This is a genomic window from Rhodococcus sp. NPDC056960 (assembly GCF_042674125.1).
Lineage (GTDB): Bacteria > Actinomycetota > Actinomycetes > Mycobacteriales > Mycobacteriaceae > Rhodococcus_F.
The window spans coordinates 295,172-318,076 of record NZ_JBHURF010000004.1 but is presented as its reverse complement, the minus strand read 5'-3'; the positions used below and the strand labels follow the sequence as shown (position 1 = coordinate 318,076).

The following is a 22,905-nucleotide window of genomic DNA, read 5'->3' as shown; positions in this document are numbered from 1 at the left end:
AGCGAGACTTGGGGGTCGGCGTGACGGCAGCACCACTGGGGGAATTTCATCTGAGCACTCGAATACCGCCGCGTGCAGGGGGTCGAACGGTCACCCGGACCCGCCTGCACACCGTGCTCACCGAGGCGCTCACCGACGAGGACCGCCCCTACCCGGTCGCATTGGTCTGCGCGCCGGCCGGGTCGGGAAAGACGCGCGCCGTGGCGGACTGGGCGCGGGAGTTGCTCACCGTCGACGACGCTCCGACCATTTCCTGGCTCACCATCGAGGAGCGGCACAACGACCTCGACGTCGTCCACCGAGCGATCCTCCGCGCACTCACCGACACCGGGAATCCTCGCCTGCAGTCGGCCTGCGCCGCGCTCGATTCCGAGTCTCCGGACCTCGGCGCGAGGTTGTCGGCCGCGGTGCACGCGCTCGGCGAGAACGTCTGGATGATCATCGACGACGCGCATCTCCTCCGCGACACCGACGTGCTCACCGACCTCGAATCGTTCATGCGCTGGCAGCCGCCGATGCTGCGAACGGTCATCGTCGGACGGTTCGAGCCGCCACTCGCGCTGCAACGACTTCGCCTGGACGGCAAGCTGTTCACGCTCACCGCAGCGGATCTCGCGTTCACCTCCGACGAGGCGGCCGAGATGCTCGCCGAACACGGTGTGGTGCTGCGCCCGGACGACCTCGATGCCCTCATGGATCGCACGGAAGGCTGGGCCGCCGGAATCCGGCTGGCAGGAATGTCTTTGGAAGGACACCCGGATCCGAGCCGCCTGATCGCCGAGTTCACGGGCGACCGCCGGGCCGTCGCCGACTATCTCATCGAGGAGGTTCTCGCCGGCCAGACCGACGAGATGCGCGAATTCCTGCTGCGGACGTCCGTCCCCGCCTCGTTCACGGTCGAACTCGCCGAGAAGCTCACCGGCTGCCCGGACGCGCACGGAAACATCGACTGGCTCGAACACCACAATTTCCTGATCAGCCGCATCACCGAGAACCCCACACAGTACCGCTACCACCCGCTGCTGCGGAGTTATCTGCGCGCCGAGATCAGCCGGATCGGCCACGTGGAGGTCGAACATCTCGAATTGACGGCGGCCCACTGGCACGACGAATTCGGGGACGCACTGCCCGCCCTCGAGCACGCTGTGAACTCCGGCGATCACGACGAGATCGTGGCGCTGCTGGCACGGACGTCGATGGCCCTGATCGTCGGGGGCCACGGTGAGGCCGTCGACCGGCTTCTGACGCGGGCGCCCCGGGCATCGCAGGATCACCCGTCGGCGCGGCTTCTCCGTGCCGCCGCGGCGCTCGCATCGGGCAACGTTCCGGTGGCCGCGTCCACCCTCGACCTGCTCGACCGCAGGCGGTCGGGTCTACTGGTGGACGGCGCCACCGAATCACGCGTGCACCTGTTGCTCCGCGAATCGCTGCGGGTGCAGACCGCAATCCGCACCGGCGACATCGACACCGCCCTGACCCGGCTGCGGAGTGTGGGCGCCGGATCGAGCGGCGATCCCGATCTCGACGCGTTCGTGCTGCTCCAGGAGGGGCGCGCGCTGCTCTTCCTCGGACGACACGACGAGTCGGAGGCCGTGCTCCGGAAGTCGCTCGCGCACGCGCGACTCGGCGACACGCCGCTGAGCGTCATGTACTGCCTCGGAACGCTCGGCGCCGTCGCGGTGTCGCGGGGGGACGTGCTGGGCGCGTCGGAACTGGTGGACGAGGCACTCGCGATCGGTCGGGCGCAGTCGGCGACGAACGATCCGACGTTCCTCATGACGAAACTCATCGACTCCTGGTGCCGCTACATCCGGATGGACCCCGACGCCGCGCGCATCGCCACAGAATCGGCCGAGGCGCTGCGGCGCACGGACACCGCTGCCGCGGGTTTCGCCGACGGTGCCGCGGCCCTGTTCGGTCTCGACGAGGCCGAGCACCGGCACAACTCGGTGACGACGGTGCATACGGACAGTCCCGTGTCGTCCTCGCTGCCGGTGCCGCCGGGTATCCGGGCGGTCCTGCTGCCCGCCATCCAGTACGCGTACCTGTCCGCCGGGGAGATCGGGTGGGCACACGAGCTGGCCACCGAGACATCAGCGGTCCTCGGCCCCACCGGCGACACGCCTCTCGTCGAAGCGATCATCCACCTGCACCTGCACCGCCTCGACCTGGCCCGTAAGACGCTCCAGCCCGTCCTGGACGGCGAACAGGAGTGCGCGGCGGGCACCAACCTGATCGCGGCCTGGCTCGTCGAGGTCTCGATCGCGCTTGCCCGCAAACATGATTCACGCGCCCACAGCGCACTCACCGAGGCGCTGCGACGCGCGGAGCCGCAGTCGGTGCTGCGCCCGTTCCACGACTGCGGTCCACAGATCAGGGACCTCCTCGTGCGGAGCACCGGCCGCTTCGGCGTGCTCGAACCCTTCGCGGAGAGACTTCGCGCGTCGTTCCCGAGGTCGGAGAGCGCCGCCTCCGACATGCTGACTCCGCGCGAACTGGAACTCCTCGTGGAGCTTCCGTCGTGGCGCACCGCCGAACAGATCGCGGCAGATCTGTGCGTATCGGTGAACACCGTCAAGACCCATCTGCGCGGGATCTACCGCAAACTCGGCGTCACGTCCCGCCGCGACGCCATCGCCGCCGCGCAACACAACGGCTTGCTCTGAGGCGGTTCACCACTTGCGGGTGAGGCGCGTCGCCGTTCTGTCGGTCACCCTGAAATCTACGGCTGACCGAGTTCTGGAACGACGATGTAAATGAAGGAGCCCGCCGTGGTGCGTCCTGAATCGAACTGGCCCGGCAAGGTCAGGTATGCCTTCCTGATCAGCGGCGCCCTGTCCGATCGGGTGCTGGCCGCCTTCCCCGAGTTGGACGTCTCGGACGTCACGACCGGCGACACCACGCTCTACGGCCCCGTCCACGGTCCGACGGATCTCCGCGGCCTGCTGGCCCGCTTCGATGCGCTGGGACTGACCGTCATCGAGATGCGCAGGCTACCGGACTGACCCGGCGTCGGGGTTCAATGGTGAAGGGTCCCGGGAGGCGGTGAAGCCGATGTGAGCGGCGAGTTCGAACCGGGCACGGTGTTTGCCGGCTACACGATCGAACGGGTTCTGGGACGAGGTGGCATGGGCACCGTCTACCTCGCCCAGCATCCGAACCTGCCACGCAAGGTCGCCCTCAAACTGCTGGATTCGGCGTGGGCGAGCGACGAGTACGTCCGCTCGCGCTTCGAGTCCGAGGCCGATCACGCCGCCAAGCTCGAACACCCCAATATCGTGACCGTTCACGACCGCGGCCGCGAGCGGGGCCGGTTGTGGATCGCGATGCAGTACGTGCCCGGCGTCGATGCGCGGAAGGCGCTCGCGACCGGCGGACTGGATGTCGCGCGGGCAGTGCGGATCGTCGCCGAAACCGGGAACGCCCTCGACCATGCGCACCGGTCCGGAATCCTGCATCGCGACGTGAAGCCCGCGAACATCCTGCTCGCCGAGGGTGACCCGGAGCGGGTGCTGCTCGCCGACTTCGGCACCGCGAAGGCGCTGGACGAAACACATCAGCTGACCCGGACGGGGATGCTCGTCGCCACTTTGCACTACGCCGCGCCCGAGCAGATCGAGGGTGAGACGCTCGATCACCGCGTCGACATCTACGCGCTGGGGTGCACGTTCTTCCACCTGCTGACGAGCGAGCCGCCGTATCCCGGCACCACCGCGTCCGCGGTCATGCACGGGCACCTCAACGGTCCGATTCCGAAACCGAGCACGCTGCGACCGGACCTTCCGGCCGGATTCGACGACGTCGTCGCGCGGGCCATGGCGAAGGACCGGGACGACCGCTATGCGAGTTGCCGGGAGTTCAGTGAAGCGATCGACGCGGCGTCACGCACCGCACCCGTCCGCGACCCGGGTCCGTCCCGGCCGGTCGATCCCGCGGCAACCACCCAGGTGAGCGGCGGGACCCTCACCGAGACGGTGGCGGAACCGAAACGACGGCGGTGGTGGCGCACACCGGTGGCGGCGGCCGCGGCCCTGGCCGGTGCCGTGATCCTGGCGGGCGTCGCCTACGTCGCGTGGCCCGACGATCAGCCGTCGAGCCCGCAGGTGGTCCTGCCGATCACCGGCCTGGCGAGTCCTGCCGGGATCGCGGTCAGCGCCGCCGGGGACCTGTACATCGCGGACAGCTCGGCCAAGCAGGTGATGCGGGTGCGGGCCGATTCCGGCGAGCAGACCATCCTCCCCTTCACCGGACTCGAGGTGCCGCAGGGTGTTGCCGTCAACGCCGCCGGTGACGTGTACGTCTCCGATCTCGTGACCAACACGGTGACGATGCTGCACGACGACACCACGCTGCCGCTGCCACTGCCGGGACTCGATCAGCCGTTCGGTGTCGCGGTGGGGCCGGACGGCACCGTGTACGTCGCCGACACGCTGAACAACCGGGTGGTGTCGCTGCACGACGTCACGGCGAGCCCGGTCGACGTGCCGCTGACAGTGATCGGCCCGTTTACCGTGGCCGTCGACAAGCAGGGCGACCTCTACGTGGGCACTCCGAACAAGGTTCTCGTTTGGAACGCCGCGACCCGCGCGCAGAGCTTCCTGCCCTTGACGGACCTGCAGAGCGTGGGCGGGGTGGCCGTCGACGACCACGGCACCGTGTACGCGATCGACCAGAACCACCACCGCGTGCTGCGGCTGCAGGCCGGCTCGGACGAACAGGAGGTTCTCCCGTTCACCGGTCTCAGCGCGCCCGAGGGAATCGCCGTGTCGAGCCGCGGCGACGTGTACGTCGCGGACACCGACAACGGCAGGATTCTCATGCTGCCTGCCGGTAGCTGACGCCGCTCAGGCGTGGCGGGCCAGATCGAAGCCGAACGATTCGGCGACGGCGTCGCCCACCCTGCCCTCGTTGCTGGCGAGGAGTTCTTCGCGTTCGGCCGCGGAGAGCCCGCCCCAGATCCCGTACGGTTCCCCGACGCTCAGCGCGTGTTCGCGACATTGGACCAGCACCGGGCAGCTGTGACAGATCATCTTGGCCCGGAAGTCACGCATCTCGCGCGCCCGGCCGCGTTCCCGGTCGGGATGGAAGAAGGTGGACGACTCGAAGCCGCGGCATGCGGCCTCTCGCTGCCAGTCCCACACCTCGGCGACCGGAATGGGAAGACTCAGCCGATTGGACATTGCACTCCTCCAGATACTCGTGAGCCGTCATGTGCGAGCCCGAGCATGTGCTCCCGGGCCAGATCGGCGGCGCCGACGATGCCGACGTCCGCGCCGAGTTCAGCCAGTCGCACTTCGGCGACCGGGCGGTGTGCGCGTCCGGTGAGGCGGTTCTCGAACGCGGCGGCGGCGGGGGCGCGCAGCAGTTCGCCTGCCTCGCACACACCTCCGCCGATGATGAAGAGGTCGGGGTCGAAGAACGCGGCGATGTCGGCCATGCCGTGCCCCAGCCAGGAGCCGATCACCCGGAAACATTCGAGTGCGGCGGGGTCGCCGTCCTGCGCCGCCGCGGTGATGTGCAGACCGGTGATGCCGTCGGCCCGTCCGCCCGCGCGGTCGAGGAGGTCGGCGGCGAATCCGGGCGAGACGGTGGCGAGGTCCTGCGCCTCGCGCACGAGCGCCCGCCCGCTGGCATACCGCTCCCAGCATCCGTGGTTGCCGCACCCGCAGCGACGGCCGTGCGGTTCGACGTTGAGGTGACCGAATTCCGCTGCCACGCCGAAGCGTCCACGGTGCAGCACCCCGTCCACGACGATGCCGCCGCCGATTCCGGTTCCGACCGTGAGCACGACGACGGTGCGTCCGGTGCGTCCGGCCCCGAAGCGCGCCTCACCCCAGGCGGCGGCGTTGGCGTCGTTCTCGACGACGGTCGGCAATCCGCAGGCGGCCTGGACGACCTCGCCGAGGGGTTCGTTGCGCCAGGCCAGGTTCGGAGCGAAGAGCACGGTGCTGAGATCGGCGGCCACGAACCCGGCCGCGCCGATACCGACCGCCTGCACGGGGTGTGTGGCCGCCAGTTCGCGAACGAGTTCGGCGATGGCGTTCTCCACCCCCCGCGCATCGTGGGACGGGGTTTCCCGGCGTTCCATCCGATGGATGACGCCGTCGCCGTCCACGACTCCGGCCGCGATCTTCGTGCCACCCACGTCGACGCCAATCGTCAGGGCCATGTTTCGCGTCCTCTTCAAGTCTTCGAGTGAGCGGTGTCACGCTGACACTAGAGGACCTTTGGCGCGTTATCAATACGTACTTTGGTTTTTTTGAGAACAAAGCGAGGCACGACCAGGGAGCGCCCTGGGACGAACGGGACGCTCGTTCGATCTGACGCGACGAGCGTCCCGTTCGTCCTAGAAAGAGCGCCCGAGTGGACAAGGCATGTGATCTGGGCCATAGTTCTTCTCCGTCGGCGTCTGCCGACATGCCCCTGACACTCGGATCGTCCGGCACGTTCCTGCCGGTGGAGGGATTCATTTCTCATGGCAACAATCACCTACGACGGCGCGACCAGGCTCTTTCCGGGCTCGGACGTCCCCGCCGTCGACCAACTCGACCTGCACATCGAGGACGGCGAATTCCTCGTCCTCGTCGGCCCGTCGGGCTGCGGCAAGTCCACGTCGCTGCGGATGCTCGCCGGCCTCGAGGAGGTCGACGGCGGGCGGATCCTGATCGGCGGCCGCGACGTCACGCATTCCGAACCCAAGGACCGCGACATCGCGATGGTCTTCCAGAACTACGCGCTCTACCCCCACATGACCGTCGCGGAGAACATGGGTTTCGCCCTCAAACTCGCGGGCACCGACAAGTCCGAAATCCGCAGGCGCGTCGGGGAAGCCGCCGACATGCTCGACCTCGGCGCCTACCTCGACCGCAAACCCAAGGCACTGTCGGGCGGGCAGCGGCAGCGAGTTGCCATGGGGCGGGCCATCGTCCGGCAACCGCAGGTGTTCCTGATGGACGAGCCGCTGTCCAACCTGGACGCGAAGCTGCGTGTGCAGACCCGGACGCAGATCGCCCAGCTCCAGCGCCGCCTCGGCACCACCACCGTCTACGTCACGCACGACCAGGTGGAGGCCATGACGATGGGTGACCGCGTCGCCGTCCTCAAGGGCGGCGTACTGCAGCAGTGCGCCTCCCCCCGCGTGCTGTACCGCCGGCCGGCGAACGTCTTCGTCGCCGGATTCATGGGCTCACCCTCGATGAACCTGTTCACCGTTCCCGTCGCCGACGGCGGCGTGCAGGTCGGCGACCAGCTGGTTCCCGTCCCCCGCGACGCACTGACCGCGGCGGGCGGCGAGGTGATCTTCGGGATCCGGCCCGAGCACGTCGAGATCGCCGACTCGGGCGGACTGAAACTCGAGATCGACGTCGTCGAGGAACTCGGCTCGGAGGCCTTCGTGTTCGGCCGCACCACGGTCAACGGGCAGACCGAGAGCCTGGTCGCCCGGGTCGACTGGCGCAACCCGCCCGAGAAGGGGCAGGTCGTGCACGTCCGCGTCGACGAGGCCCACGCCCACCTCTTCGCGACCGACGCGGCGGGCGAGCGTCTGGTGCGCTGACCTCAGAGTTCCGCAGGCCGGGCGGTCGAGCCCCGAACCACGAGGTGGGTCGGGAGCACGACCGCCCGTTCTGCCGGTTCCCGTCCGGCGAGCAGGTCCACCACCGCCCGGCCGGCCGCCACTCCCTGCTCGACCACCGGTTGCCGGACCGTCGTCAGGTCGGCCAGCTCGGCGGTCGGGTGGTCGTCGATGCCGATCACCGACATCCCGGCCGGGACGGGGATCCCCGCACGTCGCAGCGTGCGCAGGGCCCCGACCGCGACCTCGTCGGAATGGCAGAACACCGCGGTGGGCACGTCGGCACGGCTGAGCAGCAGTTCCATGCCGCGCTCGCCGCCCTCGATACCCCAGGGAACGCTGACGGTGCAGTCGTCGTCGAGTCCGGCGCCCGTGAGAGCCGCGTGAAAACCCGCCACCCGGGCGATGTCGCCCTCCCAGGAGCGACCTTCCGGGTCCACGGTGCGGATCATTCCGATCCTTGTGTGGCCGATCCTGATCAGGTGCCCGACGGCCTGGCGGGCGGCGAGTTCGTCGTCGATCCGGACGGACGGGAACTCACCGGCGTGCGCGCCGATCACGACCACGGTCACCTCCATCTCCTCGAGTCGCGCCCGCTCCGTCGCGGTGAGCGGAAACGCCACCGCGATGACCGCATCGACCTTGCGGCGCAACGGAAGCCGTTCGAAGAACAATTCTCGCTGCGACGACTCCTCGAGGCAGTACAGCATCACGTCAAGGTCGGCGGCGCGGAGTTCGCGTTCGACGCCGGCGAGGATCGTCGAGTAGAACCAGGCGTCGATCCACGGCACCACGACGGCCACCCGGCCCGTCGCGCCGCCCGACAGCTTCGACGCCTCGGGTGAGACGACGTACGCCAACTCGTCGGCGACCCGCTGGATGCGCAGTCGCGTCGCTTCGGACACGCCCCGTTCGCCCCGCAGTGCGCGGGAGACGGTGGCGATCGAGACTCCGGTCCGACGTGCGACGTCGGCCATGTTGACGGACTGCTTGGGGATCACGTCTTCACAGTAGGCGAACTACGCAAATATTTGCGTAGATTTCTCACACTGATCGCGCCGCTGTAGTGCGAAAAAGAAATCTCCCCGTTCGAGTTGACAGGCCCCTGTGACGTGCCTCACGCTCATTACGCAAACGTTTACTCATCACATTTCCCCATCCCGTCCCCGCACCGAGGAGATTCGATGACCCAGTCCGTGGAGTCGACCGCCACCACCGTCGCGAGCCGGCACCCCGAACCCTGGTGGAAGACCGCCGTCGTCTACCAGGTCTACATCCGCAGCTTCGCCGACGGGAACGGCGACGGCATCGGCGATCTCACCGGATTGCGATCCAAGCTGCCCTACCTCGCCGACCTCGGCGTCGACGCCGTGTGGATCAACCCCTGGTACCCGTCGCCGATGGCCGACGCCGGCTACGACGTGGCCGACTTCCGCGACATCGAGCCGTCCTACGGCACGCTCGCCGAGGGTGAGGCATTCATCGCCGAGGCCCACGAATTCGGGATCCGCGTGATCCTCGACATCGTGCCCAACCACACCTCCAGTGAGCACCGCTGGTTCGAGGCGGCGCTGCGCGACGAGCCCGGGGCCCGCGACCGCTACATCTTCCGGCCGGGTCGCGGTCCGGCCGGCGACGAGCCGCCGAACGACTGGCAGAGCGCGTTCGGCGGTCCCGCGTGGAGCCGCCTCGACACCGGCGAGTGGTACCTGCACCTGTTCGCTCCCGCGCAGCCCGACCTGAATTGGGACCACCCGGAGGTCCGGGCGGAGTTCGAGGACATCCTGCGCTTCTGGTTCGACAAGGGCGTCGACGGCTTCCGGATCGACGTCGCCCACGGCCTGGCCAAGGATCCCGCACTGCCCGATGCCGGTGAGCGCCTTCCCGGTTCGCAGCACACCGATCCCCACCCCGCGTGGGACCAGGACGCCGTCCACGAGGTGTACCGGGGCTGGCGGGCCGTCGCCGACGCCTACGCCGACCGCGTCTTCGTCGCCGAGGCCTGGGTGCCCGGCAACGACCGCCTGGCCCGCTACCTGCGCCCCGACGAACTGCACACCGCGTTCCAGTTCGACTTCCTGCGCGCCCCGTGGCGTTCGGAGAGCATCCGCGCCGTGATCGACGACGCGCTGGAACAGGCGGCCACCGTCGGCGCCCCGGCCACGTGGGTGCTGTCCAACCACGACGTGCCCCGCACCGTCACCCGCTACGCACGCACCCAGCCCGACCACCTGGTGGAAACCGACTGGGAGCGCGCCCGCTGGGCGCTGGAGGAGCCGAACCACGAACTGGGCAGGCGCCGCGCCCGCGCGGCCGCGCTGCTGCAACTGGCGTTGCCGGGCACCGCCTACATCTATCAGGGCGAGGAACTCGGACTGGAAGAGGTCGAAGACCTTCCCGACGACGTCCGGCAGGATCCGACGTGGTTCCAGACCGGGTTCACCGACTGCGGCCGCGACGGCTGCCGGGTGCCGATCCCGTGGTCGAACGACGCAGTGCCGTACGGTTTCTCCCCGTTCGACGCGGAGGAGGACACCTGGCTCCCGCAGCCCGGGCACTGGGCCCCGCACACGGCGGAGGCGCAGGCCGGCCACCCCGAGTCGTTCCTCACGCTGTACCGCGAGGCACTGGAACTGCGACGCGAGTTCTTCGACACCCCGCACGGCGTCGCGTGGCTCGACACTCCCCGGGACGCGCTGGCGTTCGCACGCGGCGCAGTCCAGTGCTGGGTGAACACCGGCACCGAACCGATCGCGCTTCCCGCCGGGTCGACCGTGATTCTCGGTTCCGTCGCCGGCATCACCGGCGGAGTCCTCCCGTCCGACGCCGCGGTGTGGCTGTCGGAACCGGGCGCGGGTGAATCACGGTGAAGCGCATCGCCGCCGCCGCGGTGGCCGTCGGCGTCCTGTTCGTGGCGACGTCCTGCGCCGATCAGGGCATCGACGCCGCCGCGCAGGCGGAGAAGCAGAACCTCGACGGTCGCGGGCCCATCACCTATGTGCAGGGCAAGGACAACTCGAACGTCGTCCGGCCGCTCATCGCCGAATGGAACGCCACCCACCCCGGCGAGGAGGTGACGTTCAAGGAGCAGTCCGACCAGGCCGACCAGCAGCACGAGGATCTGGTGCAGCACTTCCAGTCCCGTGACTCCGGATACGACGTCGCCGTCGTCGACGTCGTGTGGACCGCCGAATTCGCGGCCCGCGGGTGGCTGCAACCGCTCGAGGGGCCGATGGCGATCGACACGTCCGGCCTGCTCCCGGCGACGGTCGCGGGGGCCACGTACGGCGACGTCCTGTACGCGGCGCCGCAGACCAGCGACGGCGCCCTGCTTTACTACCGCACCGACCTGACGGATCATCCGCCCGCCACCTGGGACGAGCTGATCGGCGCGTGCGGGACGGCAAAGAACGCCGGAATCGGTTGCTATGCCGGTCAGTACGCCAAGTACGAGGGGCTCACCGTCAACACGTCCGAGGCCGTCAACACGGCAGGCGGGTCGATCCTCGGACCGGACGGCGTGACCCCCACGATGACCACCCCGGAAGCGAAGGCCGGCCTGCAGTCGCTCGTCGACGCCTACCGTTCCGGTGCCATCCCCCGCGAATCCGTGACGTTTCAGGAAGAGCAGGCACGGCAGGCGTTCCAGAGCGGCAACCTGATGTTCATGCGCAACTGGCCGTACGCCTACAGCCTGATGGAGGGTCAGGGCGGTTCCGCGGTGGCGGGCAAGTTCGCGGTGGCCCCGCTGCCGGGGAAGGACGGGCCCGGCCACTCGACGCTCGGCGGACACAGCGCCGCCATCAACGTCTACTCGGAGCACAAGGCCACCGCGTCCGATTTCCTGAAATTCTTCCTGGAGAGAAAGTCCCAGGCATTCTTCCTCTCGCAGGGATCGCTCGCCCCCGTCCGCGCCGACGTCTACGACGACCCGGAACTGATCGCGCAGTACCCCTACCTGCCCACGTTGAAGACGTCGATCGAGAATGCCGTGACCCGGCCGGTCACCCCCTTCTACCCCGCGGTCACCCGGGCCGTGCAGAACAACGCCTACGCCGCGATCAAAGGCGAGAAGTCGGTGGACCAGGCCGCCGCCGACATCCAGTCCGCGATCGCCGCGGCCGGGTCCTAGAGGAGTCCAGACGATGACCGTTTCCGAACTCTCGGAACAGACAACCGAGTCTGTCCCACAACAAGATTCGTACGACACGCCTCCACGGCCCCGGAAGGGACGCAGCAAGGCGGCGATGTTCCTGATCCTGCCGACCATGATCCTGCTGGGCATCGTCGTCCTGTACCCGGTGGTCAGTGCGATGGTGATGTCGCTGTTCAAGGACCCGACGATCGACCCCGCCACCGGCAAGTTCGTCGACCAGGGCTTCGCGGGGCTGTCGAACTACACGCACTGGCTGTTCCAGCGGTGCACCGACACGACCGGCGCTTCCGTGTCCTGCCCCGGCGGCACGCTGGGATCGCTGTTCTGGCAGTCGATGTGGGTCACCGTGTTCTTCACCGTCGTCACGGTCGCCATCGAGGTGGCGCTGGGGTTGTGGTTCGCCACCATCATGAACCGGGCGTTCCGCGGTCGGGCACTACTGCGCACCAGCATCCTCGTGGCCTGGGCCATCCCGACCGCCGTCACCGCGAAGTTGTGGTACTTCGTCTTCGCCTACGACGGCATCGCCAACAAACTGCTCGGCACGGAGATCCTGTGGACGGGTGACACGTGGCCGGCCCGGTTCGCGGTCGTCATCGCCGACGCCTGGAAGACCACACCGTTCGTGGCGTTGCTGATCCTCGCCGGACTGCAGATGGTACCCGCCGAGGTGTACGAGGCGGCGCGCATGGACGGCGCCGGCGCGTGGCAGCGGTTCCGGTCGATCACGCTGCCCCTCATCAAGCCGGCCATCCTCGTGGCGGTCCTGTTCCGCGTGCTCGACGTCCTGCGGATCTACGACCTCCCGGCGATCCTCACCGGCGGCGGTGGCGGCGACGGCACCGCCACCACCACACTGTCGATCCTGGTGATCGACCAGATGCGCCAGGGTTTCAACAGCGCGTCCGCCCTCTCCACGATCACATTCCTGTTCATCTTCGCCGTCGCGTACGCACTGGTGAAGGTGATGGGCGTCAACGTGATCGACACCCAAGAGCAGCAGCGAAAGGCCTGACCCATGTCCACAGCAGTCGTCACGCCGGGCATGCCCCGGCCCACGGTGGCACGCCGGCGCCGGGGACCGTCGCTCGCATCCGTCCGCAACTACCTGGGCCTGGCGGTGATCGTCGTCTGGGGTCTGGCCCCCGTCTACTGGATGGTCGTCACCGCCTTCCGGCACTCCGACTACACGTTCGACACCACCCCGTGGCCCACCCACGTCACGCTGGAGAACTTCGCGAGCGTGTTCTCCACGGACGCGGGCAACCACTTCGGCAGGGCGCTCGTCAACAGCACGATCATCGGCGCCGTCACCACGCTGATCGGCCTCGTGGTCGGCATCGGCACCGCGTACGCGCTGGCGCGGTTGCAGTTCCGGGGCAAGCACGTCGTCCTCGGGATCATCCTGGCCGCGTCGATGTTCCCGGGTGTCGCCGTCCTGACGCCGCTGTTCCAGTTGTTCACGTCCCTGGGCTGGTTCGGCACGTATCAGGCGCTGATCGTCCCGAACATCTCGTTCGTGCTGCCCCTCACCATCTACACCCTCACGGCCTTCTTCAAGGAGTTGCCGTGGGAACTCGAGGAGGCCGCCCGGATCGACGGGGCCAGCAGGCGCCAGGCATTCCGAATGGTCTTGCTGCCCTTGGCCGCACCCGGACTGTTCACCACCGCGATTCTCGCGTTCATCGCGTCGTGGAACGAATACCTGATCTCCAGTCAGCTGTCCAACGACATCACCCAGCCGGCCACCGTCGCCATCGCACAATTCGCCGGAAGCAAACCGCACGAGGAACCCTTCACGTCCGTGATGGCCGCGGGCACCGTCGTCACCATCCCCCTCGTCATCATCGTCCTGCTGCTCCAGCGGCGCATCGTGTCCGGCCTCACTGCCGGCGGCGTCAAATAGCACCCGTGAGTACTTATTAACCGCCCGACGTTAATAAGTACTCACGGGTCGACTTCCCTGCGCCGCCCACCGGTGGCAGCATTCTCCCTGTGACCTTTGCCCATCGTTTGCGTCCCCGCCTCGTCGAAGAACGAGCGTCGGTGTCGCCGCTCGAGTTGTTCTTCGACCTCGTCTTCGTCTTCGCTCTGACCCGCGTCACCGATCTGATGGCCGAGGATCCCACCGGGGTCAATCTGCTGCGTGGCGCACTGGTGATGGCTGTGCTGTGGTGGAGCTGGGTGGGGTACGCCTGGCTCTGCAACCTGGTGCGCGCCGACGAGGGCATCGTGCGGGTGGTGATGTTCGGCGCGATGGGCGCCATGTTCGTCACCGCGTTGACGATCCCCGAGGCGTTCGACGACCTGCCGGGCGGACTCGACGGTCCCGTCATCTTCGCGCTCGGCTACTTCGTGGTCCGGTTGCTGCATCTGGTGATGTTCTGGGTGATCAGCCGCACCGACCCGCAACTGCGCGGCCAGGTGCTGCGCTTCGCACCGAGCATGGTCACCGGCACCGTGTTCCTGCTCGTCGCGTCGCAACTGTCGGGCACGGCGCAGACCGTGATGTGGATCCTGGCTCTCGCCGGCGACTACATCGGCACCCTCGTCGGCGGCACCGACTGGCGGCTGCGGTCGGTGAGTCACTTCGCCGAACGGCACGGGCTCATCGTCATCGTCGCGCTGGGTGAGTCGATCGTGTCGATCGGCATCGGCGTCGCCAGCCTGCCGATCTCCTGGGCGATCATCGTCGCCTCGTTGCTGGGTCTCGCGATTTCGGGACTGTTGTGGTGGTCGTACTTCGACGTCACGTCGTTGGCCGTGGAACACGCGTTCGAGGAGGCGACCGGTGCGCGTCAGATCAAGATCGCCCGCAACTGCTACAGCTTCATGCACCTGCCGATGGTGATCGGGGTCGTCATGCTGTCGCTGGGGCTGAAAAAGATCCTGTCCTACGTCGGCGACGGTAACCATCACCGGCTCACCGACCCGCTGTACGGCTGGCCGCTGATCGCGCTGTTCGGCGGCGCGGCGTTGTACCTGCTGGCGCTGGTCGCCTTCAAGGCGTACGCGACGCGGTCGGTCACCGTACCGCGGGTCGTGACGGCGGTCGTGCTGATCGCGCTGATCCCCGTCGTCTGGCACATCCCGGCCCTCGCCACCCTCGGGGTGCTCACCGCGGTCCTGCTCGCGATGATCGGATACGAGATGGTGCGCTACGACCAGCCCCGCGACGAGATCAGGCACGGCCACCCGTGAGTACTTGTTAACGTCCGGCGGTTAATAAGTACTCACGGGCGAATGCAGTCCGGCACCCAGGCTGCACCGAATTACCTCTGAGGCTCGAGATGATCGAGCCGGAGGGATTGATACACCATGACCGACCACTCTCGCGGCCCCCGGCTCCGCAGCCCACTGCGCGGACCATGGCTGACCTCCGTGTTCGGCCTCGTCCTGCTGATCGGCCTGCCCATCGTCATCGTCACGGGCCTGCTGTCGTACATCGCGTACGGACCGCAGTTCGGGCAGGCCCGGCCGGGCGACGTCGGATGGCTGCACCTTCCGTACTTCGCCTGGCCGACCCGGCCGTCGTGGCTGTACCGGCTGACGCAGGGGCTGCACGTCGGGCTGGGACTGGTCCTGATCCCGATCGTGCTCGCCAAGCTGTGGTCGGTGATCCCGAAACTGTTCGTGTTCCCGCCGGTGCGGTCGGCGGCCCAGGCTCTCGAGCGGCTGTCGTTGATCGCCCTGGTCGGGGGTGCGCTGTTCGAGATCATCACCGGCGTACTGAACATCCAATACGACTACATCTTCGGCTTCGATTTCTACACGGCCCACTACTGGGGCGCCTGGGTGTTCATCGCCGGCTTCGTGACGCACACGATCCTGAAGGTGCCGTTGATGGTGCGGTCGCTGCGGTCGCGTTCGTTCCGCGCCGTGCTGCGCACGTCCCGCGCCGACACACTGCCCGAACCGCCGGACGAGAGCGGCCTCGTCGCCGACGATCCCGCCCCGCCGACGATGAGCCGGCGCGGCGCACTCGCCCTGGTCGGCGGCGGCGCGGTCCTCGTCGCCGTCCTGTCGGCCGGTCAGACCACCGGCGGATTCCTGCGCAACGCCGCACTGCTGCTCCCCCGCGGTCGCTCGTACGGCAACGGTCCCAACGACTTTCAGATCAACCGAACCGCGGCGGCAGCGCAGATCACCCCGGAGCAGACCGGCGACACCTGGCGGCTGTCGGTGACGGGCGGTGCGGCGCCGGTGCAGCTGAGCCGGAATCAACTGCACGCGATGACACTGCACAGCGCGTCGCTCCCCATCGCATGTGTCGAGGGATGGTCCACCACCGAGACGTGGACCGGCGTCCGGCTCCGCGATCTCGCGGCGGCCGCCGGGGTGACGACGTTCGGTTCGGCGAAGGTGACGTCGCTGGAAAGGTCCGGCGCGTTCAACCAGGCGGTGCTCACGGCGGATCAGGTGCGGGACGCCGACGCGCTTCTCGCCCTCGACGTCAACGGCGCGGAACTGTCCCTCGACCACGGCTATCCCGCACGCATCATCGTCCCCGCCCTGCCCGGTGTCCACAACACCAAGTGGGTGCAGGCCATCGAATTCCGGGAGGCGTGAGATGAAGCGGTTCGCGCGTTTCTACGGTGCCAACCCCCTGCACCTGCTGGCCGTGCTGTTCAGTTTCGCACTCGCGGGATACGCGGTCGTGGTGGTGGGCCCGGACACGCTGTGGAATCCGGACGCGTGGTGGAAGTCGATCGCCGTGTGGTTTCTCGGCGCGGTGATCGCCCACGACCTCGTGCTGTTCCCGCTGTACGCGCTAGCCGACCGATCCCTGAGTGCCGGCCTCGACGCGATGCGGGGCCGCAGACGCCCGCGACCCCGGTCGGTTCCGGCGCTGAACTACATTCGCATACCGGCGCTCGCGTCCGGACTCACGCTACTGCTGTTCCTGCCGGGGATCATCGAGCAGGGCGCCGACTCGTACGTCGCGGCGACGGGGCTGACGCAGGAACCGTTCCAGGGCCGCTGGCTTCTGCTGACCGCCGCGTTCTTCGCGGCGTCCGCTGTGGCGTATGCCGTCCGACTCGCGCTGTCCCGCACCACCGGTGACGGGGTGCGCGGATCATGAGGAGACCCGACGTCTCCACGGACGTTCTGCTGCGACGGGCGTCGGCGGGGTTGCCGTGCTGGGTGCGTGATGCGCGGGGAACGCGCCGCGCCCTGCCGCTCGACCGGTGGATGGGCGGCGACGCGTCCTGCCTCTCCGATCGGATCGCCGACCGGATGATGCTCACCGGGTGTCGTGGCCCCACCGTCGATCTGGGTTGCGGGCCGGGCCGGCTCACCGCGGCGCTCGTGTCCGCCGGCGTCACGGTGCTGGGTGTCGACTCCTCCTTCACTGCAGTGCAATTGACGATCCGGCGCGGAGGTCTCGCATTGCATCGGGACATCTTCGCGCCGTTGCCGCGGTCCGGCCGCTGGGACAGGGTGCTCCTCGCCGACGGCAACATCGGCATCGGCGGAGAACCGGTCCGGGTGCTCCGCCGCGCACGAGAACTGCTGCAACCGCACGGAATTGTGATCGCGGAGGTGGATCCGCCGACCACCCCCGACGTCCGCTACGACCTCCTGCGTTGGGAGACGGAGCATCTCGTCGGAGAGTGGTTCGCCTGGGCGAGCGTCGGGGTCACCGCCATGGCCGCGGTCGCACTCGCGGCGGGACTTCGCGTGATCGACGTTCTCGACCACGCGAATCGGTACTTCGTGCGGATGGAACGGGCGTAGGGCACTCTCTCCCATCCGATGTGGGAGTTGCGCCGAATACCTAGTGAACATCCACCCGAAACCCCTTCCGCAGGAAAGGTTGTTTGATCATCATGTCGAACTATCGAAAAGCACTCGTCACCGCGGCCATCGGCGCACTGGCATTCGCCCCGCTGGCCGCATGTTCGAGCAACGATTCGAGTACGTCCGCGGCCACGAGCGCAGCAGCTATGTCCACACAGCCCGAACCCGCCGCACAGGTCGACAACCTGACCGGCGTCAGTACCGCCGTCGCACTCGATCCCGGATTCACCGGCGCGCTGACGACCCTCGGTCTCACACCCGGAGTCGTGGGCACGGCAACCCTCGCCGACGGATCCGTCAGCTTTCCCATCACGGGCGGCAACGTGAAGTACTGGGAGCCGGGCACGGTCGACCCCTACGTCCAGGGCGAGATCATGCACGACGGCAGCGGATTGTCACTCGCCGCACCGGGAACCACGGTCGAGCTGACCGATTTCACGATCGACCCCGGCACCTCCCTCCTCACCGGTGACGTGAGCGTCAACGGCGCCTCCGCCGCCACCGATGTGGTGTTGTTCGATCTCAACGGCCGCACGTTGAAGCCCCTGCAGACGGGCCCGAACGACACCGCGATCCTGCAGGGAACCGAGGTGAAGATATCGGCGGATGCGGCCGGTCTGCTCAACCAGACGTTCAAGACGGACGCCGTGACGCCGGGCCTGCTCGTCGGCGTCGCCACCATCACGATCGCCACCAAGTGATCGCCGGCCCGCGAAATGGCAACTCGGTCGCGCCGGCCGTCACCAGTTGGTGAACACCAGGTGATTGACGGCCAGCGCCCCGAGCGCCTGCACCGCGAGCCAGAACCGATGGCTGCCCCTCGGCAGGAGTGCCGGGGCGGCCAGGAGCCACACCTCGAACGGCAGCCAGATCCGCTCGGTCTCCGCCTTGCTCAACGCGCTCAGGTCGGCGATCACCACCGCCAGGAGCGCCGACAGCACGAGGACGGGCACCGGCGACAGCGCCCGGATCCGCGACCACGCGAACGCCCGGGGCAGCGCGGCGGGCACCGCCAGGCCGACGGCGCAGACGAGGGAGGCGAAGTTCGCCCATCCCCAGTACGCGAACGGCCGATCCGATGCGATGCCCTGGTAGTAGCGTTCCTGGACCAGGTGGTACCCGTCGAACCACCAGAATCCGTACGCCGTGAAGACGGCCGCCACCGCGACTGCCCCGACCAGTGCCCCGGCCAGCGGTCGGACGGTGCGGGCGATCGCCAGGACCGCGACCGCCGGTATCGCCATCAAACCGAGTCCGTAGCTGAGGTAGACGCCGAACCCGAGCAGTACGCCAGCAGCGACGGTGACCGGAACGGGGTGCCGGACGGCGCGCCCCGCCGACAGCGCGAGCAGGGCGATCCCCCACGCCACGACCCCGGCGAACAGCGCGTCCGCCGACACGGCCACCCAGATCGCAGCCGGAGCGAGGGCGAGGAACGGCGCCGCCCGGCGTGCCATCGCCTCGTCGCCGAGCGCGCGGACGGCCACGATCACGGCGGCGCCGGCACTCGACCCGACCGCGACGCACAGCGCGGACGCCCACACCCCGCCGCCGAGCCCGATCCGGTCGAGCCACACGAATGTCAGCAGCGCGCCGGGCGGGTGCCCGGACACGTGGGTGGTCCACGAATCGGGCTGGTGGTCCAGGATCCGGTCCGCGAAGCCCCGCAACGTCGCCGGGATGTCGGTGATGCCCGGGACCTCGTGCAGATACTCGTCGGTGGAGGTCAGGCGGCCGACGAACCCTCGCTGCCAGCCGTCGACCAGCGCGAGCGCCATCGCCCACGCCGCGGACACGAACCACACGCCGACGGTGAGGCGGCGCCACGACAGCGTCTGCGCCAACCCGGGCCCCCACACGACGACGGCCGCCGCGACGGCGATCGCGACCGGCGTCCCCCACCCCACGTGGATGTCGCGGAATCCGAACAGCGGCGCGGCGTCCGCGAAGTCCCGCACACTCTTCGCCGTGCGGTGGACGATGGGGGTGATCGTCTCGTTTCCGAGGCGTGGAACCACGAACGCGACCACCACGAGGACCAGGGCGAGCCCGGCACCGGCGAAGTCGCGGTAGAGAAAGTTCCGCTCCTCGGCGCATGGTGGGGATCCGATGACGTCATCTCCTTCGGCGAAAGTCGCACTCGCGCCCAGCATAACGACGGAGGATGGAGCGTATGACCGCAACGAGTTCACCCGGCACTCCCCGCGCGGACGTCGCCGTGATCGGAGGAAGCGGCTTCTACTCGTTCTTCGACGAGGGAGCCGCGGAAGTCGCGATCGACACGCCTTACGGCAGCCCCAGCGCCCCGATCACGGTCGGAGACGTCGAGGGCAGACGGGTCGCGTTCCTTCCCCGGCACGGTGTGCAGCACGAATTCGCACCCCACACGATCCCCTACCGCGCGAACCTGTGGGCGCTGCGGATGCTGGGCGTGCGGCAGGTGTTCGCACCGTGCGCCGCCGGCAGCCTCACCCCCGACCTCGGTACGGGCGCGATGGTCGTGCCCGACCAACTGGTCGATCGCACCAGCGGTCGCACGCAGACGTATTTCGACGGCGGCGGCGTGCACGTCCAGTTCGCCGACCCGTACTGCGCCGACCTGCGCAAGGCCGCCTCACGGCCGGGCACCGTGGAGGGCGGGGTGCTGGTGGTGGTGGAGGGACCGCGATTCTCCACCCGCGCGGAGAGCGTCTGGTTCGCCCGGCAGGGCTGGACGCTGGTCAACATGACGGGCCATCCCGAGGCGGTTCTCGCCCGCGAGCTCGAGATGTGTTACGCCACCATCGCTTTGGTCACCGATCTCGACGCGGGGATCGAGGCGGGGGCCGGAGTGCGTGCGGTCGACGTGTTCGCCGAGTTCCAGCGCAACCTGGGGTCGCTGAAGACGCTGGTGCGGTCGGCGATCGCCGCGGCCCCCGAGGGGCCCTGTGAAGCCTGTCGCGCACACGAGGACGTGACCCTGCCGATCGAGTTGCCGTGACCGGTGCGCGAGTACTGCTCACGGGCGCAGCCGGATTCATCGGCGGGCACGTTCGTGGTGCGCTGAGCGACGCCGGATTCGACGTCGTAGCCGTCGATGCACTGCTGCCGTCCGCGCACGGGGCCGGCGCCGAACCACCGGACGGGGTACTACGTGCCGACGTCCGCGACCTTCCCGCACTGACGGCGCTGCTGCGGGGCGTCGACGTGGTGTGCCATCAGGCCGCCGTCGTCGGGGCCGGGGTGGATGCGGGCGACGCGCCCGCCTACGCGAGCCACAACGATCTCGGCACGGCGACACTGCTGGCGGCGATGCACGAATCCGGTTGCAACAGATTGGTACTCGCCTCGTCCATGGTCGTGTACGGGGAGGGACGGTACCGCAACGCACGGGGCGAGTTCGTGACACCCGCGCCGCGCAGGCGCGCGGACCTCGACGCGGGAATCTTCGACGACACGGACCCGGACACCGGCGAGCCACTCGATTGGGCACTGGTGAAGGAAGATTCGCCGCTGCGACCACGCAGCCTCTACGCCGCCAGCAAGGTCGCGCAGGAAAACTACGCCCTCGCATGGTCGCTGGCCACCGGCGGTTCGGTGACGGCACTGCGGTACCACAACGTGTACGGCGACCACATGCCGAGCAACACCCCGTACTCCGGTGTCGCCGCGATGTTCCGGTCCGCCCTCGAAGCCGGCGAACCACCGCGCGTGTTCGAGGACGGCCGGCAGACGCGGGACTTCGTGCACGTCCACGACGTCGCGGCGGCGAATGTGGCCGCGGTCGACCGCGCGCTGCCGGGGTTCTCCGCGTTCAATGTGTGCTCGGGACAACCGGTCACGATCGGTGAGGTGGCCGCCACCCTCGCCCGCGCCTACGGCGGCCCCGCCCCCGTCGTCACCGGCGAGTACCGTCCCGGTGACGTGCGGCACATCGTCGCCGACCCCCGGTCCGCCAGGGAGGAACTGGGGTTCGAGGCCCGCATCATGCCCGCCGACGGGATCGCGGCGTTCGCGTCCGCACCCCTGCGGACCGCGGCGGCGGCAGGACCTCCCCGTGTCTGAGCGGGCGCCGATCACTCCGCGGGACGTCACCGTGGTGATCCCGTGCATGAACGAGGCCGGATCCCTGCCCGGAGTGCTGGCAGCGGTACCCCACGACTACCGGACGGTGGTGGTGGACAACAACTCCACCGACGACACTGCCGCGGTCGCGGTGGCACACGGGGCGTCGGTGGTGCGGGAACCCGTCCCGGGTTACGGTTCCGCCGTACACACCGGGGTGCTCGCGGCGGAGACACGGGTGGTCTGTGTGCTGGACGGGGACGGCTCGATGGATCCCGGCGAACTCCCCCGGCTGGTCGCCGCCCTCGACTCGGGTGCCGACCTCGCCGTGGGGCGGCGACGCGGAACATGGCCGCTGCACAGCAGGATCGGCAACACGGTCCTCGCCGCACGCCTCCGGCGCCGGTACGGGCTGCCGATTCACGACCTCGGGGCGATGCGCGCCGTGCGCACGCAGGACCTCCTCGACCTGGGTGTCACCGACCGCAGGTCCGGCTATCCACTGCAGCTTCTCGTGCTCGCAGGCCGCGCCCACTGGCGGGTCGCGGAACACGACATCACCTACCGTCCGCGCACCGCGGGCACGTCGAAGGTATCCGGTTCGCTGAAGGGCACCGTCGTCGCCGTCCACGACTTCTGGAAGGTGATCGGGTGAGTCTCGACGTCGCCGTACTCGTGGTCGCGAAGGCGCCGGTTCCCGGTTTCGCGAAGACCCGGCTCGCCCGGGAGGTCGGCGACGTCCGGGCCGCCGACCTGGCCGCCGCCTCCCTGCTGGACACCCTCGACGCCGTCGCCGGTGCCGGGGTGGCGCAGCGGGTGGTGGCGATGACCGGTGACCTCGGCCGGGCCGTCCAGGGTCCCGACATCACCGCCGCGCTGGGACGTTTCACGGTCGTACCGCAACGGGGCGACGACTTCGCCGAACGACTGGTCAACGCCCACACCGACACGTTCGCCGCATTCGGCCTGCCCGTCCTCCAGATCGGCATGGACACACCGCAGGTGACCGCGGGTCTGCTGGCGGACTCGGCGGGTCTGCTCACCGAGAGGCCGAACCGATGCGTCCTCGGGCTCGCAGAGGACGGCGGGTGGTGGATCCTCGGTGTCCCCGACGCGGACGCCGCGGAGGCGATACGCCCGGTTCCCACATCGAGTCCCGACACCGGCCGGCTCACCCGGGACGCGCTGCTCGCCGCCGGCGCCGAGGTGCTGTCGCTGCCGACGCTCCGCGACGTCGACTACGCGACCGACGTCGCGCCGGTGGCCGCCCTGTGTCCCGAGTCCAGCCGCTTCCGCCGTGAGTACTTATTAACCACGGGCGGTTAATAAG

General features: G+C 68.8%; 21 protein-coding genes. 17 read left to right on the top strand and 4 right to left on the bottom strand.

The features are described from left to right. Positions 1 to 20 precede the first annotated feature (20 nt). The 3 genes from ACFTWF_RS08710 to ACFTWF_RS08700 all read left to right on the top strand — a co-directional run bounded on the left by ACFTWF_RS08710 (position 21) and on the right by ACFTWF_RS08700 (position 4,838). Complete coding sequence (locus tag ACFTWF_RS08710) at positions 21 to 2,666, top strand: LuxR C-terminal-related transcriptional regulator (protein WP_378460834.1); 2,646 nt, start codon at positions 21 to 23, stop codon at positions 2,664 to 2,666. Positions 2,667 to 2,756: 90 nt separating this feature from the next. Next, positions 2,757 to 3,005, top strand: a complete 249-nt coding sequence (locus tag ACFTWF_RS08705; RefSeq protein WP_378460833.1) for a hypothetical protein — start codon at positions 2,757 to 2,759, stop codon at positions 3,003 to 3,005. 51 nt (positions 3,006 to 3,056) lie between these two features. Next, the gene (locus ACFTWF_RS08700; RefSeq protein ID WP_378460832.1) at positions 3,057 to 4,838 is read left to right on the top strand and encodes a serine/threonine-protein kinase PknD; all 1,782 of its coding nucleotides are present in this window, start codon (positions 3,057 to 3,059) and stop codon (positions 4,836 to 4,838) included. 6 nt (positions 4,839 to 4,844) lie between these two features. Here ACFTWF_RS08700 and ACFTWF_RS08695 read toward each other — a convergent pair whose 3' ends face one another. Further along, positions 4,845 to 5,180, bottom strand: a complete 336-nt coding sequence (locus ACFTWF_RS08695) for a WhiB family transcriptional regulator (protein WP_378460831.1) — start codon at positions 5,178 to 5,180, stop codon at positions 4,845 to 4,847. Continuing rightward, positions 5,165 to 6,169, bottom strand: a complete 1,005-nt coding sequence (locus ACFTWF_RS08690) for an ROK family glucokinase (RefSeq protein ID WP_378460830.1) — start codon at positions 6,167 to 6,169, stop codon at positions 5,165 to 5,167. The genes ACFTWF_RS08695 and ACFTWF_RS08690 overlap by 16 nt, the downstream gene beginning before the upstream one ends. A 306-nt stretch (positions 6,170 to 6,475) precedes the next feature. Here ACFTWF_RS08690 and ACFTWF_RS08685 point away from each other — a divergent pair, with 306 nt between their 5' ends. Further along, complete coding sequence (locus tag ACFTWF_RS08685) at positions 6,476 to 7,555, top strand: ABC transporter ATP-binding protein (protein ID WP_378460829.1); 1,080 nt, start codon at positions 6,476 to 6,478, stop codon at positions 7,553 to 7,555. A 2-nt stretch (positions 7,556 to 7,557) separates the two neighbouring features. On the opposite strand, the gene ACFTWF_RS08680 is transcribed toward ACFTWF_RS08685, so the two are convergent. Continuing rightward, complete coding sequence (locus ACFTWF_RS08680; RefSeq protein WP_378460828.1) at positions 7,558 to 8,574, bottom strand: LacI family DNA-binding transcriptional regulator; 1,017 nt, start codon at positions 8,572 to 8,574, stop codon at positions 7,558 to 7,560. Between the two features lie 183 nt (positions 8,575 to 8,757). On the opposite strand from ACFTWF_RS08680, the gene ACFTWF_RS08675 reads away from it, so the two are divergent. The 9 genes from ACFTWF_RS08675 (at position 8,758) to ACFTWF_RS08635 (ending at position 18,232) form a co-directional block, all read left to right on the top strand. Next, complete coding sequence (locus ACFTWF_RS08675; protein WP_378460827.1) at positions 8,758 to 10,443, top strand: glycoside hydrolase family 13 protein; 1,686 nt, start codon at positions 8,758 to 8,760, stop codon at positions 10,441 to 10,443. After that, positions 10,440 to 11,705, top strand: a complete 1,266-nt coding sequence (locus ACFTWF_RS08670) for an ABC transporter substrate-binding protein (RefSeq protein WP_378460826.1) — start codon at positions 10,440 to 10,442, stop codon at positions 11,703 to 11,705. The genes ACFTWF_RS08675 and ACFTWF_RS08670 overlap by 4 nt, the downstream gene beginning before the upstream one ends. 13 nt (positions 11,706 to 11,718) lie before the next feature. Continuing rightward, the gene (locus ACFTWF_RS08665; protein WP_378460825.1) at positions 11,719 to 12,744 is read left to right on the top strand and encodes a carbohydrate ABC transporter permease; all 1,026 of its coding nucleotides are present in this window, start codon (positions 11,719 to 11,721) and stop codon (positions 12,742 to 12,744) included. 3 nt (positions 12,745 to 12,747) lie between these two features. Further along, positions 12,748 to 13,635, top strand: coding sequence for a carbohydrate ABC transporter permease (locus ACFTWF_RS08660; protein ID WP_378460824.1), 888 nt, complete (start codon positions 12,748 to 12,750; stop codon positions 13,633 to 13,635). Positions 13,636 to 13,724: 89 nt separating this feature from the next. Then, positions 13,725 to 14,930 carry a low temperature requirement protein A gene (locus ACFTWF_RS08655; RefSeq protein WP_378460823.1) on the top strand — a complete coding sequence of 402 codons (1,206 nt, stop codon included), beginning with the start codon at positions 13,725 to 13,727 and terminating at the stop codon, positions 14,928 to 14,930. 117 nt (positions 14,931 to 15,047) lie between these two features. Next, entirely contained in the window at positions 15,048 to 16,298 is a 1,251-nt protein-coding gene (locus ACFTWF_RS08650) for a molybdopterin-dependent oxidoreductase (RefSeq protein WP_378460822.1), read from the top strand. A 1-nt stretch (position 16,299) separates the two neighbouring features. Continuing rightward, positions 16,300 to 16,812, top strand: a complete 513-nt coding sequence (locus tag ACFTWF_RS08645; protein WP_378460821.1) for a hypothetical protein — start codon at positions 16,300 to 16,302, stop codon at positions 16,810 to 16,812. Beyond that, on the top strand, positions 16,809 to 17,468 hold the full coding sequence (locus ACFTWF_RS08640; protein WP_378460820.1) for a methyltransferase domain-containing protein: 660 nt from the start codon (positions 16,809 to 16,811) through the stop codon (positions 17,466 to 17,468). The genes ACFTWF_RS08645 and ACFTWF_RS08640 overlap by 4 nt, the downstream gene beginning before the upstream one ends. Before the next feature lie 92 nt (positions 17,469 to 17,560). Continuing rightward, positions 17,561 to 18,232, top strand: coding sequence for a hypothetical protein (locus tag ACFTWF_RS08635; RefSeq protein WP_378460819.1), 672 nt, complete (start codon positions 17,561 to 17,563; stop codon positions 18,230 to 18,232). Between the two features lie 39 nt (positions 18,233 to 18,271). Here the strand turns inward: ACFTWF_RS08635 and ACFTWF_RS08630 are convergent, their stop codons facing one another. Beyond that, complete coding sequence (locus ACFTWF_RS08630; RefSeq protein WP_378460818.1) at positions 18,272 to 19,684, bottom strand: hypothetical protein; 1,413 nt, start codon at positions 19,682 to 19,684, stop codon at positions 18,272 to 18,274. A 20-nt stretch (positions 19,685 to 19,704) separates the two neighbouring features. Here ACFTWF_RS08630 and ACFTWF_RS08625 point away from each other — a divergent pair, with 20 nt between their 5' ends. From ACFTWF_RS08625 to ACFTWF_RS08610, 4 genes are read left to right on the top strand one after another with little or no spacing between them, the layout of a single operon-like run. Continuing rightward, positions 19,705 to 20,511 (top strand): S-methyl-5'-thioadenosine phosphorylase, encoded by an 807-nt coding sequence (locus ACFTWF_RS08625; RefSeq protein WP_378460817.1) that lies wholly within the window; start codon positions 19,705 to 19,707, stop codon positions 20,509 to 20,511. Continuing rightward, positions 20,508 to 21,575: an NAD-dependent epimerase/dehydratase family protein gene (locus ACFTWF_RS08620; RefSeq protein WP_378460816.1), complete on the top strand. Its 1,068-nt coding sequence runs from the start codon at positions 20,508 to 20,510 to the stop codon at positions 21,573 to 21,575. The genes ACFTWF_RS08625 and ACFTWF_RS08620 overlap by 4 nt, the downstream gene beginning before the upstream one ends. After that, positions 21,568 to 22,230, top strand: coding sequence for a glycosyltransferase family 2 protein (locus ACFTWF_RS08615; protein WP_378460815.1), 663 nt, complete (start codon positions 21,568 to 21,570; stop codon positions 22,228 to 22,230). Before ACFTWF_RS08620 ends, ACFTWF_RS08615 begins: the two co-directional genes overlap by 8 nt. Next, a complete protein-coding gene (locus ACFTWF_RS08610) occupies positions 22,227 to 22,901 on the top strand; it encodes a DUF2064 domain-containing protein (RefSeq protein ID WP_378460814.1) in 675 nt (224 codons plus the stop codon). The genes ACFTWF_RS08615 and ACFTWF_RS08610 overlap by 4 nt, the downstream gene beginning before the upstream one ends. Positions 22,902 to 22,905: the final 4 nt, after the last annotated feature.

What these genes read in the sequence shown, in the direction of transcription:
- ACFTWF_RS08705 (WP_378460833.1), top strand. Translation starts at nt 2,757, where the DNA reads ATGAAGGAGCCCGCCGTGGTGCGTCCTGAATCGAACTGGCCCGGCAAG.
- ACFTWF_RS08695 (WP_378460831.1), bottom strand. Translation starts at nt 5,180, where the DNA reads ATGTCCAATCGGCTGAGTCTTCCCATTCCGGTCGCCGAGGTGTGGGAC.
- ACFTWF_RS08690 (WP_378460830.1), bottom strand. Translation starts at nt 6,169, where the DNA reads ATGGCCCTGACGATTGGCGTCGACGTGGGTGGCACGAAGATCGCGGCC.
- ACFTWF_RS08685 (WP_378460829.1), top strand. Translation starts at nt 6,476, where the DNA reads ATGGCAACAATCACCTACGACGGCGCGACCAGGCTCTTTCCGGGCTCG.
- ACFTWF_RS08675 (WP_378460827.1), top strand. Translation starts at nt 8,758, where the DNA reads ATGACCCAGTCCGTGGAGTCGACCGCCACCACCGTCGCGAGCCGGCAC.
- ACFTWF_RS08665 (WP_378460825.1), top strand. Translation starts at nt 11,719, where the DNA reads ATGACCGTTTCCGAACTCTCGGAACAGACAACCGAGTCTGTCCCACAA.
- ACFTWF_RS08660 (WP_378460824.1), top strand. Translation starts at nt 12,748, where the DNA reads ATGTCCACAGCAGTCGTCACGCCGGGCATGCCCCGGCCCACGGTGGCA.
- ACFTWF_RS08650 (WP_378460822.1), top strand. Translation starts at nt 15,048, where the DNA reads ATGACCGACCACTCTCGCGGCCCCCGGCTCCGCAGCCCACTGCGCGGA.
- ACFTWF_RS08645 (WP_378460821.1), top strand. Translation starts at nt 16,300, where the DNA reads ATGAAGCGGTTCGCGCGTTTCTACGGTGCCAACCCCCTGCACCTGCTG.
- ACFTWF_RS08640 (WP_378460820.1), top strand. Translation starts at nt 16,809, where the DNA reads ATGAGGAGACCCGACGTCTCCACGGACGTTCTGCTGCGACGGGCGTCG.
- ACFTWF_RS08635 (WP_378460819.1), top strand. Translation starts at nt 17,561, where the DNA reads ATGTCGAACTATCGAAAAGCACTCGTCACCGCGGCCATCGGCGCACTG.
- ACFTWF_RS08630 (WP_378460818.1), bottom strand. Translation starts at nt 19,684, where the DNA reads ATGCTGGGCGCGAGTGCGACTTTCGCCGAAGGAGATGACGTCATCGGA.
- ACFTWF_RS08625 (WP_378460817.1), top strand. Translation starts at nt 19,705, where the DNA reads ATGACCGCAACGAGTTCACCCGGCACTCCCCGCGCGGACGTCGCCGTG.